Raw genomic sequence first — 13,479 nt, 5'->3', positions numbered from 1 at the left:
GTCTAACAGATGTCGCTGCCGCGTGAGAGCATTTGTGGAATCCGGTTCACGTGAAGAAAATGCCCTCGATCAATAACTTGCGCGCATTCTGATCGCAAAACCGGTTTCCACTTTTGCGGAATACGCGCTAGCGCGGCGCTGTGGCGATTTCGCGACTCCGAAGCGGGAGCCCCCATCGTTCCGGTCATGGGTCAGAAGTGGCTTTCTTCTTCCTCGATCAGGATTTCGCGCTTTCCTGCGTGATTGGGCTGCCCGACGATGCCTTCGAGTTCCATGCGCTCCATCAGCGAGGCGGCGCGATTGTATCCGATCTGGAGGCGACGCTGGATGTAGCTGGTCGAGGCTTTGCGGTCGCGCTTCACGATCGCCACCGCCTGCGAGAACAGATCGCCGCCGCCGTCGCTGCCCATGCTCGTGCCGTCGAACACCGCGCCGTCCTCGTCGGTCGGCTCGTCTGCCGTGACCGCCTCGAGATATTCGGGGGCGCCCTGGGTCTTGAGGTGGCGAACCACCTTCTCGACCTCCTCGTCCGACACGAAAGGTCCGTGGACGCGCGAGATGCGGCCGCCGCCCGCCATGTAGAGCATGTCGCCCTGGCCGAGCAGTTGCTCCGCGCCCATTTCGCCAAGAATGGTGCGGCTGTCGATTTTCGATGTGACCTGGAAGGAAATGCGGGTCGGGAAGTTGGCCTTGATGGTGCCGGTGATGACGTCGACCGACGGGCGCTGCGTCGCGAGGATGACGTGCAGGCCGGCGGCGCGCGCCATCTGCGCCAGCCGCTGCACCGCGCCCTCAATGTCCTTGCCCGCGACCATCATCAGGTCCGCCATTTCATCCACGATGATGACGATATAGGGCAGCGGCTCGAAGTCGAGTTTCTCTTCCTCATAAATCGCCTTGCCGGTTTCCTTGTCGAAGCCGGTGTGCACCGTGCGTGTCAGCTCTTCGCCCTTGCCCCTGGATTCGACGAGGCGCTGGTTGTAGCCGTCGATGTTGCGCACGCCGAGCTTGGACATTTTCTTGTAGCGCTCTTCCATCTCGCGCACGGCCCACTTCAGCGCCACGACCGCCTTCTTCGGATCGGTCACGACCGGCGTCAGCAAATGCGGGATGCCGTCATAGACCGAGAGTTCGAGCATTTTCGGATCGACCATGATGAGACGGCATTGATCGGGCCGCAGCCGGTACAGCAGGCTGAGGATCATGGTGTTGATCGCGACCGATTTGCCCGAGCCCGTGGTGCCGGCGATCAGAAGATGCGGCATCCGCGCAAGGTCGACGATGATGGATTCGCCGCCGATATTCTTGCCGAGGCACAGCGGCAGCTTGGCGACGGTCTCGCTCGCCTCCTTCGCGGTGAGCAATTCGCGTAAGTAGACCTTTTCGCGATGCGCATTCGGCAGTTCGATGCCGATGGCGTTGCGGCCGGCGACCACCGCGACGCGCGCCGACAGCGCGCTCATGGAACGGGCGATGTCGTCGGCGAGGCCGATGACGCGTGACGACTTGATGCCGGGCGCGGGCTCCAGTTCATACAGCGTGACGACCGGCCCCGGATTGGCTTTCACGATTTCGCCACGTACGCCGAAGTCGCCAAGCACGCCTTCGAGCGCGCGCGAATTGGCTTCCAGCTCAGACTTGCTGAGCGGCTGGCGGTCGGCGGCGCGCGGCGCGGACAGGACGTTCACCGACGGAAGATCGAACTTGCCGGATTTTTTTGCGGGCGCGCGCGGCGCGGCCTTGCGGCGCGGCGCGCGGACGACCGGCGCATCGTCCTCCTCCTCCTCGTCGTCCTCCGCATCCTCGTCGTCGATGTTGCCGTGGGCCGGCACCAGGGACGGAGCGGTTGGCCCGCCACCGAGGCTCGGTTCCTGACGCTCGAACGCCAGCGCTGCCGTTTTCCGCGGCGCGCTCGACACCAACGACTTGTAGGCCAGCGCAACAAGCGCCCCGAGCCTGAGGCGCTTGAACCGCGCCTTCGCGCTCATCAGCGCGTGAACCACCCAGCCGAGCGAGACCGAAGCGCGGTCGCTGCCGTCATCGAACGGCGCGTCGTCGTCGTCGATCCCGGCGGACTCGTCGCGAGGCTGCGACCCCATTCCGCCGGCCCAAAGGAAGGTCGCGGCCATGACCGCCAGGAAAATCGCGCCGAACGCGATACGCTGCAGCACGCTCGCCGGGCCGAACAGAATTGCAGGCGCCCGCACCAGCGCATCGCCGACCACGCCGCCCAGCCCCGTCGGCAGCGGCCATGCACCGTTGTGCGGCCAGCAACTGGCGAAACCGGCGGCAGCACTGGTGCAGAGAATCCAGCAGGCGAGACGGGTGGCCTCGCGATCGAAGGGGCGATGGGTCAGCATGCGCCAGCCCCAGATCGCCATCGGCAGGATCAGCATGATCGCGCCGAGGCCGAGAATCTGCATCAACAGATCGGCGCCGATCGCACCGGGATAGCCGAGGACGTTGTGGATCGCGCGCGAGGTGGCGTGGCTGAGGCTCGGATCCTGCACCGACCACGTCATCAGCGCGGCCGCCGCAGAGCCGGACAATCCGATCAGGCCGAGCCCGGTCAGTTCGCGCAAGCGACGCGCGAGCGGGTCGCGGATCGACGGCGGTAAATGATCGACGATGGGAAGAAGGCGTTCGATCGCTGCCATGCTCATGGGGCCCCGCGACTAACCGAGAGTTTTCACCAGCCGGTGCAACGCATCGGCTGTGGTTTCAGTGTCCGGCACCAGCGCCAGACGGATGTATCCTGCGCCGGGATTTAAGCCGTCGGCTTGCGGACGCGCCAGATAGCTTCCGGGCACGACGCGCACGCCGGCCTCCTTGTAGAGCCTGACGGCCGCGGCCTCGTCGCCGCCATGGGCGGAGACATCCAGCCAGACGCAGAAGCCGCCGGCGGGCCTCGCATAGCCGTAGCGACGGCCGAGGATCTCATCGGCGAGATCGAACTTGAGCCGATAGAGCCGGCGGTTTTCCTCGACATGCGCCTCGTCGCCATAAGCCGCCACGGCGACATGCTGCAGCGGCACCGGCACCTGGGGGGCCGCGACGTTGCGCAATTCATGAAACGCGGCGAGGAAGTTTCGATCGCCGGCGGCGAAGCCGACCCGGAGGCCCGGCAGGTTCGAGCGCTTCGACAGCGACTGGAACGCGACGACGCCCGCGAAGTCGGGCCCTGCGCACTCCAGCGCGCTGCCGGGCGCGTCCCGCGTGTAGATTTCCGAATAGCATTCGTCCGAGAGCACGAGGAAACTGTGGCGGCGCGCCAGCGCGATCAGGCGCGTGAAGTAGTCGGATGAGGCCACCGCTCCTTGCGGGTTGGCGGGGGAGGCGAGATAGATCGCGACCGTCCGCGCCAGCGTGCTCTCATCGAGCGCATCGAGGTCGGGCAAAAATCCGTTGGCGCGCGTCGTCGGCAGGAAGATCGTCTCGCAATGGGCGGCGCGGGCGCCGGCGCCATAGGCCGGGTAAAATGGATTCGGCACCAGAATGGCCGGCGTGCCCTTGCGGGTCGCCACGTAGCGGACGGCGGCGATCGCGGCGAGAAACAGCCCCTCGCGGCTGCCGTTCAGCACCAGAATCTCGGTGTCGGGATCGACCGCGCGGGGCAGGTCGAAGCGCCTCGATAACCAGTTCGCAGCAGTGCGGCGGAACGGCTCGATCCCCCTCGCCATCGGGTACCGTCTGAACTCATTGATATGTTGGGATAATATCGGAGCGACGAAATCGGGCGGGGGGTGTTGCGGCTCGCCCACCGACAGCGTGATCGGAGACTGTCCCGGCTGGTAGGGTGCGAGCAGCTCCGCTGTCCGCGCGAATGGCGACCGCTCGCACGCCGTCGTCGACGCGGCCCAGCTGGCGGCGGACTCGGCCGGGCTGGCGGCGAACTCAGTCGGGCCGGCGGTGCCTTGCGCCGCGCGCGATGAAGCGGTGGTTGCCATCGGTTAAGCGTCAACACTTTCAAGACGTTCGGCCACACCTTGAGGCCGGACGAAAGACGGATGAGCAGCATAGGTACGGCGAGGTTAAGACGCGATTAACCATCGGTGGGAGAGCGTGTTTTCTCGATTTGCTCTGGTTATCTATCCAAAATGGCTCTAGTCTAATGGAATCAGAACGGTGAGCGCTCCAGGTGTTCAGTCACGCTCTCAAAGAATGAACCGGCTCAGATCGGCATTCTTGGCCAGATCGCCAATGTGCTTCTGGACATATCCGGCGTCGATGCGAACCGTTTCGCCGTTGCGGTCAGGGGCAGCGAACGAAATATCGTCGAGCACGCGTTCCATGACGGTCTGTAGCCGTCGCGCACCGATGTTTTCGACCGTCGAATTCACCGCGACCGCGATATCCGCCAGCGCATCGATGGCATCGTTAGTGAAGTCGAGTGTGACGCCCTCGGTCTGCATCAATGCAACGTACTGCTTGATGAGCGAGGCCTCGGGTTCGGTCAGGATGCGCCGCATGTCGTTGCGCGTGAGTGCTTCCAGTTCGACGCGGATCGGCAGCCGGCCCTGCAACTCGGGCAGCAAATCCGACGGCTTGGCAATGTGAAACGCCCCTGACGCGATGAACAGGATATGGTCGGTCTTCACCGCACCGTGTTTGGTGGAGACCGTCGTTCCCTCGATCAGCGGCAGCAGGTCGCGCTGCACGCCTTCGCGCGACACGTCGCCGCCGCTGCGGCCGTCACGCACGCAGATCTTGTCGATCTCGTCGAGAAACACGATGCCGTCGTTCTCGACGGCGGCGATCGCTTCCTGCGTGAGCTGATCGCTGTCGAGCAGCTTGTCGGATTCCTCGTTGACCAGAATCTCGTAGGAGTCTTCGACGGTCAGCCGGCGGGTCTTGGTTCGTCCGCCCATCTTTCCGAAAATATCGCCGATCGAGATCGCGCCGACCTGCGCCCCGGGCATGCCCGGAATCTCGAACATAGGCGCGCCGCCGGACGATTGCGTCTCGATCTCGATTTCCTTGTCATTGAGTTCGCCGGCCCGCAGCTTCCTGCGAAAGGAATCGCGCGTTGCGGCGCTCGCATTGGCGCCGACCAGGGCATCGAGAACGCGCTCCTCCGCGGCAAGCTGCGCGCGCGCCTGAACGTCCTTGCGCTTGCGCTCGCGGGTCTGGCCGATCGCGACCTCCACCAGATCGCGGACGATTTGCTCGACGTCGCGTCCGACGTATCCGACTTCGGTGAACTTCGTGGCCTCAACCTTGATGAAGGGCGCGTTGGCAAGCTTTGCCAGCCGTCGTGCGATCTCGGTCTTGCCGACGCCGGTCGGGCCGATCATCAGAATGTTTTTCGGCAGCACTTCCTCGCGCATCGGTCCGGTCAACTGCTGGCGCCGCCAGCGATTGCGCAAGGCGATGGAGACGGCGCGCTTGGCGTCGGTCTGGCCGACGATGAAGCGGTCGAGTTCGGAAACGATTTCGCGAGGAGAGAAGTGCATCATGATCTCGAAGATATGTTGAATCGTGGTGGGAACAAGCAATCGGTCGTTCGCGTGCGAGCGGAATGCACAGTCCGGCATCGCTCAATCCGTGGACAACGTCTCGATCGTCAGGTTTCGGTTGGTATAAACGCAGATGTCGGCGGCGATATCGAGCGAACGGCGGACAATCGTTTCCGCATCGTTGTCGGAATCGATCAAGGCCCGCGCGGCGGAAAGCGCGTAGTTTCCCCCCGATCCGATCGCCATCACGCCGGCCTCCGGCTCCAGAACGTCTCCGGTGCCGGTCAGGACCAGCGACACATCCTTGTCTGCGACGAGCATCATGGCTTCGAGCCGCCGCAGATAGCGGTCGGTGCGCCAGTCCTTGGCGAGTTCGACCGCGGCGCGGGTGAGCTGGCCGGGATACTGCTCGAGCTTGCTCTCCAGCCGCTCGAACAGGGTGAAGGCATCGGCGGTGGCGCCGGCGAACCCGCCGATGACGTCGCCTTTTCCAAGCTTCCGGACCTTCTTCGCGTTGGATTTGATGACGGTCTGTCCGATCGAGACCTGGCCGTCTCCGCCAATGACGACCTTGCCGCCCTTGCGGACGGTCAGGATCGTGGTGCCGTGCCACACCTCCGGCTGTGATGCTTGCATCTGAACCCCTTCATGATCCGCCAGATTTAGGCGTTGCGGCGCGGCGTTGCAATCGGCGTTCGATTTACGCGCATTCCGGTCACCATAGTCCGAAGAACACCGGCAAAATGCATTATCCCGCAGTAGCGAAGGGGACGTGAGCCTGTTAAAAGAGCCCGGTTTTACCAGAGCGCGCTCAGACTGCGCTCCGGATCGTTGAATGGCGCATGATCTTATCGCCGAACCGCTCACACTTTGGCGGATCATGCGCGACGTGGAGAGCCCTTTTTCATGCGTACGGCGACCATCAAGCGCAAAACCAAGGAAACCGACATCGAGGTCGCGGTGGACCTCGATGGCTCCGGTGTGTCCAGCATTGCGACCGGTATCGGCTTTTTTGACCACATGCTGGATCTGCTTGCCCGCCATTCGCGCATCGACATCACGGTCAAGGCCGACGGCGACCTCCATGTCGATTATCACCACACCACGGAAGACGTCGGCATCGCGCTGGGCCAGGCGGTGAAGCAGGCGCTCGGCACGATGGCCGGCATCACCCGCTATGCCAGCGCCGATATGCCCATGGACGAGACGCTGTCCCGTGTCGTGATCGACATTTCGGGGCGCCCGATGCTCGTGTTCAAGGTCGAATTCCCACGCGACAAGATAGGTGAATTCGACACGGAGCTGGTGCGGGAATGGTTCAATGCCTTTGCGGTCAATGCGGGTGTGACTTTGCACGTTGAGACCCTATATGGCGAGAACAGCCATCATATCGCCGAATCCTGCTTCAAGGGTCTGGCGCGGGCGCTTCGTGTAGCGGTGGCGATCGATCCGCGCGCTGCGGGCGAAGTGCCATCAACGAAGGGTCAGCTCGGCGGCTGACCGTGCTGTTGTCGGCGGAGAGTGCAATGTCGGTCTATACAGTCCATGCGCCACCGGTCGACGGGACGGACGTGCGCGGCACCACGGACAAATTCGTGTTCGTTCGCGATGGCTTTTCGTTTTGGGCTTTTGTGTTCGGTCCGGTGTGGCTCCTTTATCAACGGCTTTGGCTGGCGTTCACTGGATATGTGGTCCTGTCGATCGCGCTGGAAGTCGTGCTGACGCTGCTGCGCGCCAGCGGGGGGACACGCTTTGCGGTGATGGCAGTCATCGCCGTGTTGATGGGACTGGAAGCGGCGAGCTTACGGCGCTGGACGCTGTCGCGGCGCAAGTGGCGTCAGCTCGATGTCGTTGTCGCGGACGACGAAGAGGCCGCCGAGCGGCGTTTTTTCGATCGCTGGACGTCGATGCGAGGTGTGAACTTCGATCCGTCAACCGTCGATCGCGGCGCGCCGCCGCCGACCCGTAACGGACCGGGCCAGCCATTCCCGCCGTCAATGCCGCGTAGCGACATCGTCGGCCTATTCCCGCAACCCCGGTTTCCGCGGTGAGCGCTGCGATCATCGACTATGGCTCCGGCAATCTTCATTCGGCCGCGAAGGCGTTTGAGTGCGCGGCGCGCGGCATGGAAAGTCTGGAAAAGATCGTCGTGACCCGCGATCCCGACGTGGTGTTCCGGGCCGATCGCGTGGTGCTGCCCGGCGTCGGCGCGTTCGCCGATTGCCGCAGGGGACTCGATGCGCTCGATGGCATGGTCCAGGCCCTGACGGAGGTCGTACGCGACAAGGCGCGCCCGTTCTTGGGCATTTGCGTCGGGATGCAGCTGATGGCGACGCGGGGCAGGGAGCACGTCACGACCGGCGGACTCAACTGGATCGCGGGTGACGTCGAAAAAATTTCGCCGCGCGACGAGAGCCTGAAGATTCCACACATGGGCTGGAATACGCTCGATCCGGTGCGGGAGCATCCGGTGCTTGAAGGCCTCCCGCTGGGACCGAAAGGCCGTCACGCCTACTTCGTGCATTCCTATCACCTGAACGCCGCCAACGAGAGCGATGTGCTCGCGCGTGCCGACTACGGTGGTCCGGTGACGGCTATTGTCGGTAAGGATACCGCGATCGGCACCCAGTTTCACCCGGAGAAGAGCCAGCGGTTCGGGCTGGCGCTGATCGCCAATTTCCTGAAGTGGAAGCCGTGATTCTTTTTCCCGCCATCGATCTCAAGAACGGTCAGTGCGTTCGCCTCGAGCAGGGCGACATGGCGCGCGCGACTGTGTTCAATCTCGACCCCGCGGAACAGGCGCGCGCCTTCGCGTCGCAAGGCTTCGAGTATCTCCATGTGGTCGATCTTGACGGCGCCTTTGCCGGCAAACCGGTTAATGCGGACGCGGTCGAGCGGATGCTGAAAAGCGTCGCGATGCCGGTGCAGCTTGGCGGCGGCATTCGAGACCTGAAGACCGTCGAGGCATGGCTCAAGAAAGGCATCACACGGGTCATCATCGGCACCGCGGCGGTGCACGATCCCGTTCTGGTCAAGGAAGCTGCCAGGGCATTTCCGGGACGTGTGGCGGTCGGTCTCGATGCGCGTGACGGCAAGGTCGCGGTCGAGGGCTGGGCCGAGACATCGGAAGTGACCGCGCTCGACATCGCGCGACGGTTCGAGGACGCCGGCATCGCGGCGATCATCTTCACCGACATCGCCCGCGACGGCTTGCTGAAGGGGCTGAACCTCGACGCCACCATTGCGCTCGCCGACAGCATTTCAATTCCGGTGATTGCGTCCGGTGGCTTCGCTTCCATCGCGGATGTGAGAGCGCTGCTCGCGCCGCGCGCGAAGAAGCTCGCCGGCGCCATTGCGGGGCGGGCGCTCTATGACGGTCGGCTCGATCCGGCTGAAGCGCTGGCGCTGATCCGCGCTGCGCGTGCTGCGGCCTGAGGTATCGGGACGCGATGTTCAAAGTCCGTGTCATACCCTGTCTTGATGTAAAGGATGGCCGGGTCGTCAAGGGCGTCAACTTCGTGGACTTGCGCGATGCCGGCGACCCGGTGGAAGCGGCGGTCGCATACGATGCTGCCGGCGCCGACGAACTCACCTTTCTCGACATCACCGCGACGCATGAAAATCGCGGCATCATGCTCGATGTGGTCCGGCGCACGGCGGAAGCCTGCTTCATGCCGCTGACCGTGGGCGGCGGCGTCCGCACCATCGATGACATCCGCACCTTGCTACGCTCCGGTGCGGACAAGGTCTCGATCAACAGCGCAGCGGTCAGCCGGCGCGAGTTCGTCAAAGAGGCCGCGGAAAAGTTCGGCGACCAGTGCATCGTGGTCGCGATCGACGCCAAGCGGGTGTCGAAGGCCGGCGGCTCGGACCGCTGGGAAATCTTCACCCATGGCGGCCGCAAATCCACCGGCATCGATGCGATCGACTATGCCCAGGAGGTGGTATCGCTCGGCGCCGGCGAGATCCTGCTGACCTCGATGGACCGCGACGGCACCCGCCAGGGTTTTGATCTGCCGCTGACCCGGCTTGTGGCCGACAGCGTTTCCGTGCCTGTGATCGCGTCCGGCGGTGTCGGCAATCTCGATCATCTGGTCGACGGGATTCGCGAAGGCCATGCCACGGCGGTTCTTGCCGCATCGATCTTTCATTTCGGAGAATTTTCCATCCGCCAGGCCAAGGACCATATGGCCCGCGCCGGGCTGCCGATGCGGCTCGATCCCTGACGACTCCTGATCGGAGAGGTGCTAAGCATCCGGATTATCGCATTTCCAGGCGCTGCCAGTGCGCAGACGAGTAGTAGCATGCCGCGTTTCACGATCCATGATCTTGCCGCCACCATCGATGCTCGGGCTGCATCCGGCGGCGATGCGTCCTACACCCGAAAGCTGCTCGACAAGGGCCCCGGGCATTGCGCCAAGAAGTTTGGCGAGGAAGCCGTCGAGACGGTGATCGCGGCGATCGAGAATGACCGGCATCATCTGATCGCCGAGGGTGCCGATCTGATGTTTCACTTCCTTGTGCTGCTGAAGGCCCGGGGTGTGACATTCGAGGATGTCGAAGATGCCCTGGCGCAGCGCACGACGATGTCGGGAATCGAAGAGAAAGCCGCACGCAATCGCGAGTAGCCGGGGCGAGCTTGATGGATTTGCGAGCCGAACAGCAACAATATAATCCGTACCGGATTTTCTCCCGTTCCGAGTGGGCGAAGTTACGCGACGACATGCCGATGACGCTGGCTGCGGACGAAATCGCGGCATTGCGGTCGATGCATGACCGCCTCGATCTCACGGAGGTCGAAGAAATTTATCTGCCTTTGTCCAGGCTGCTCTCGATCTATGTGGCGTCGATGCAGCGGCTCTTTGTCGCCCAGCGCCGGTTTCTCGGCATCCATGATCGCAAGATGCCGTACATCATCGGCGTGGCCGGATCGGTCGCGGTCGGAAAATCGACCACGGCCCGCGTGCTGCAGGCGCTGCTTGCACGATGGTCTCCAGGCCCCAAAGTCGATCTCATCACCACCGACGGCTTTCTGTTTCCGAACGCGGTGCTTGAACGACAAGGCCTGATGCAGAAAAAAGGTTTTCCGGAGAGTTACAATCTGCCGGTGTTGCTGAAGTTTCTCAGCGACATCAAGGCGGGCCGCACCCCGGTGCGCGCGCCGGTTTACTCGCATCTGACCTATGACATCGTGCCCAAGAGCTGGATCGAGGTCAGTCAGCCCGATATTTTGATCGTGGAAGGCGTCAATGTCCTGCAGACCGGCCGGTTGCCGCGCGACGGCAGGGCCGTTCCGGTCGTATCCGACTTCTTCGACTTCTCGGTCTATCTCGATGCTGGAGAACCGGTGCTGCGGGACTGGTACGTGAAGCGGTTCCTCGCCCTGCGGGACACGGCCTTCCACGACCCGCGGTCCTACTTTCACCGCTACGCGCTGCTGTCGGACGAGGAGGCGACCGCAACGGCCATCGCAATCTGGGAACGCACCAACCGCGCGAATCTCGAGGACAACATCCTGCCGACGCGGCCGCGTGCGACCCTGATCCTCAAGAAGGGCGCCGACCATGTCGTCGAGCAGGTCGCGCTAAGGCGGCTTTAGAGATTCCTTTTTGCGCTGTTGCCTCAGGCCGGGACGTGGCAGCCCGCCGCCAATCTCGCAAGCGCGTCAGCCAGCTTGTCCCGGTCGAGCGGCTTGACGAGAAAGCCATCCATGCCGGCCTCGAAGCAGGCAGAACGATCGTCAAGCAGCGCGTTAGCCGTCAGCGCCAGAATGGTCGTGCGACGACCACGGTGGCCGGCTTCCCGTTCGCGGATTTTCTTGGCGGTTTCTATGCCATCGAGTTTAGGCATCTGCACGTCCATCAAAACGAGATCGTAGGGCGCATCCGAGGTTTCGGCGGCGACCCACGATTCCAGCGCTTCCTCGCCGTTTGCGGTGACGATCACATCATGCCCGAGGCGGGTCAGGAGCGAGCGTATCAATAACGCGTTGATCTCGTTGTCCTCCGCCACGAGGATCGAAAGGCTTTGCGTGGGCGCCGTGGTCGGCGCCTCGGACTCTTCGAGCGTATCGCAATCACGCCGGCCTTCGGTCGCCCGGAGCGCGGTCGAGCCGTCGGCCGGCGCCGCCAATCGCGCCGCGATCGACGCAGTTCGCAGAGGCTTGACCAGAAAGCCTGTAAACGCCGCCGCGCCGGGGGTCTGAAGGTCGTGCCGCGTCGACGGCGTGACCATGACGATCCGCCGCACTGCGTGCTGGCAGGCGGCCTGACCGAGCCGCCAGACATTCTCCGCGCCCATGGCATAATCGACGAGTACGGTGTGCCACGACCGCTCCGGAAGCAGGGCGTGGGCAACAGCGATGTCCGATATCGTGCGGGTCTCGGCGCCCCATCGCTCCAGCCGCCGGGCAAGCAGCGACGCCTCGATGGTTTGAGGGGCCACCAGCATGATCGGGTGCCCTGTCAGGTCCGGCGCGGAGAAGCGCTTTCGCTCCGGTGCGCTGTCGTGAGCGGGGAGGGGTATCGACACCTCGAATGTCGAACCGGCACCCGGTTTGCTCTCAAGCGTGATGCGTCCGCCCATCTGTTTGACGAGGCGCTCGCTGATACTCAATCCCAGGCCCGTGCCGCCGTAGTTGCGCACTATTTGTTCGTCAGCTTGCTCGAACTCGCGGAAAATCCGCGCCTGCACGTCCGGTGCGATGCCGATTCCGGTGTCGTAAACCATGAAGCGGATGTCCTCCGGCCGGATGCCGGGCTCGACGATCAGCGCAATGCTGCCGGATGGCGTGAACTTGATGGCATTACCCGCAAGATTGAGCAGGATCTGGCGCAAACGTGCGGCGTCTCCGGTCACCTCGATCGGCAGCTTCTCGTCGATATAGGCGGCGATTTCAAGCTGCCGTGCCTGCGCACGCGGCGCCAGCAGCTCGGTAATGTCCTCGATCAGGTCGGACAGGATGAAAGGACGACTTTCAAGGTCGATCTTGCCGGCCTCGATCTTGGAATAGTCGAGCAATTCCTCGATCAGCGACAGCAGTGCGTCGCCGGACGCCTTGACCGCCTTGACGTAGGTCGTCTGTTCGGGCGTGAGCGGGGTGTCGAGCAACAATCCACTCATGCCGATAATGCCGTTCAGCGGCGTGCGAATCTCGTGCGAGGTCATCGCCAGAAAACGCGATTTGGCCCGGTTGGCCGCGTTCGCGTGATCCCGCGCTTCACCGAGCGCGCGCTCGGTCTCGGTTCGGTTGGTGACATCGCGGCCGACGCATTGCTGTTCCGCCGGATGGTTGGCGTCGATCCGCACGAGGCCTTCGCGCCACGCGATCCAGCGCGGCCCGAGCGCCGTTTCGACGCGCTGATCGTGGATGCGCGTGCCGTTCGTTTCAATCGCGCTCTCGCCCTGCTCAAGAACGGGGAGCGCGAAGGTGTTGCCGAGCAACTCCGCCCGTGATCGCTGGGCCAGAACACAATAGGCATCGTTGACCGAGGTGATGAGGCCGTCCGCGTCGCGCAGGACGATCAGATCGCCCTGCGATTCGAAGAGGCCGCGCGCTCGTTCCTCGGCTTCCTTCAGCTCCCAGTTCCGGTCCGCGAGCGCTTCATTGTGAAGTGCGACCTTGCGAAGTTGTCTGCGCATCCAGCGCAACCGCATGCTGAGGATCGCCAACGCGACACACGCCAGCGCGAACAGGAAGCTCACGCCGATTGCGAAGGTGTTCGGATCGTAATCGGCGCTTCTGCTTCCGGAAATGAAGCCGTAGGCGCCCCCGAACGCGATCGAGAAAGTCGTGAAGGTCCGAAAGGCAAGATTCAGGCGGGGATGTCGTCGGACCAACCGGCGCAGCCGTGCCCTGATCCGGAACAATCGCGCCATCATCACTACCCCAAATTAGAGCCTTTTCGCTTCTGATGGAATCAGAAGCTGGCTCTATGATTTTGATTTGACGCGTTTTCTTCACGCGAACCGGTATCCACTTCGCTCGAAAACGCTCTAGAATTATGCCCGGCCATTTTTCGCC

Annotated in this window: 12 protein-coding genes; 7 read left to right on the top strand and 5 right to left on the bottom strand. The window is 63.4% G+C overall.

Going from position 1 to position 13,479, the window contains the following annotated elements; translation table 11 throughout:
• Positions 1-191: 191 nt before the first annotated feature.
• From V4R08_RS11400 to hslV, 4 genes are all read right to left on the bottom strand, one after another.
• A complete protein-coding gene (locus V4R08_RS11400; RefSeq protein ID WP_335579460.1) occupies positions 192-2,663 on the bottom strand; it encodes a DNA translocase FtsK in 2,472 nt (823 codons plus the stop codon).
• Positions 2,664-2,675: 12 nt separating this feature from the next.
• Entirely contained in the window at positions 2,676-3,947 is a 1,272-nt protein-coding gene (locus tag V4R08_RS11395; protein WP_335579459.1) for an aminotransferase class I/II-fold pyridoxal phosphate-dependent enzyme, read from the bottom strand.
• Positions 3,948-4,154: 207 nt separating this feature from the next.
• Positions 4,155-5,456, bottom strand: a complete 1,302-nt coding sequence (hslU, locus tag V4R08_RS11390; RefSeq protein ID WP_335580253.1) for an ATP-dependent protease ATPase subunit HslU — start codon at positions 5,454-5,456, stop codon at positions 4,155-4,157.
• Positions 5,457-5,537: 81 nt separating this feature from the next.
• On the bottom strand, positions 5,538-6,092 hold the full coding sequence (hslV, locus tag V4R08_RS11385) for an ATP-dependent protease subunit HslV (RefSeq protein ID WP_335579458.1): 555 nt from the start codon (positions 6,090-6,092) through the stop codon (positions 5,538-5,540).
• 270 nt (positions 6,093-6,362) lie between these two features.
• On the opposite strand from hslV, the gene hisB reads away from it, so the two are divergent.
• The 7 genes from hisB to coaA all read left to right on the top strand — a co-directional run bounded on the left by hisB (position 6,363) and on the right by coaA (position 11,055).
• Complete coding sequence (gene hisB, locus V4R08_RS11380; RefSeq protein WP_335579457.1) at positions 6,363-6,956, top strand: imidazoleglycerol-phosphate dehydratase HisB; 594 nt, start codon at positions 6,363-6,365, stop codon at positions 6,954-6,956.
• A 26-nt stretch (positions 6,957-6,982) separates the two neighbouring features.
• Complete coding sequence (locus V4R08_RS11375) at positions 6,983-7,507, top strand: DUF2628 domain-containing protein (RefSeq protein ID WP_335579456.1); 525 nt, start codon at positions 6,983-6,985, stop codon at positions 7,505-7,507.
• Positions 7,504-8,154, top strand: coding sequence for an imidazole glycerol phosphate synthase subunit HisH (gene hisH, locus V4R08_RS11370; RefSeq protein ID WP_335579455.1), 651 nt, complete (start codon positions 7,504-7,506; stop codon positions 8,152-8,154). Before V4R08_RS11375 ends, hisH begins: the two co-directional genes overlap by 4 nt.
• Complete coding sequence (gene hisA, locus V4R08_RS11365) at positions 8,142-8,891, top strand: 1-(5-phosphoribosyl)-5-[(5-phosphoribosylamino)methylideneamino]imidazole-4-carboxamide isomerase (protein ID WP_335579454.1); 750 nt, start codon at positions 8,142-8,144, stop codon at positions 8,889-8,891. Before hisH ends, hisA begins: the two co-directional genes overlap by 13 nt.
• Before the next feature lie 14 nt (positions 8,892-8,905).
• The gene (hisF, locus tag V4R08_RS11360; protein WP_335579453.1) at positions 8,906-9,682 is read left to right on the top strand and encodes an imidazole glycerol phosphate synthase subunit HisF; all 777 of its coding nucleotides are present in this window, start codon (positions 8,906-8,908) and stop codon (positions 9,680-9,682) included.
• Positions 9,683-9,760: 78 nt separating this feature from the next.
• Positions 9,761-10,084 carry a phosphoribosyl-ATP diphosphatase gene (locus V4R08_RS11355; RefSeq protein ID WP_335579452.1) on the top strand — a complete coding sequence of 108 codons (324 nt, stop codon included), beginning with the start codon at positions 9,761-9,763 and terminating at the stop codon, positions 10,082-10,084.
• A 14-nt stretch (positions 10,085-10,098) separates the two neighbouring features.
• On the top strand, positions 10,099-11,055 hold the full coding sequence (gene coaA / locus V4R08_RS11350; RefSeq protein WP_335579451.1) for a type I pantothenate kinase: 957 nt from the start codon (positions 10,099-10,101) through the stop codon (positions 11,053-11,055).
• 23 nt (positions 11,056-11,078) lie between these two features.
• Here coaA and V4R08_RS11345 read toward each other — a convergent pair whose 3' ends face one another.
• Positions 11,079-13,334: a response regulator gene (locus V4R08_RS11345; RefSeq protein ID WP_335579450.1), complete on the bottom strand. Its 2,256-nt coding sequence runs from the start codon at positions 13,332-13,334 to the stop codon at positions 11,079-11,081.
• Positions 13,335-13,479 lie beyond the last annotated feature (145 nt).

Origin of the sequence: Nitrobacter sp. NHB1, from assembly GCF_036964665.1 — a bacterium.
Taxonomy (GTDB): Bacteria; Pseudomonadota; Alphaproteobacteria; order Rhizobiales; family Xanthobacteraceae; genus Nitrobacter.
This window is presented reverse-complemented; position numbering and strand designations above follow the sequence as displayed.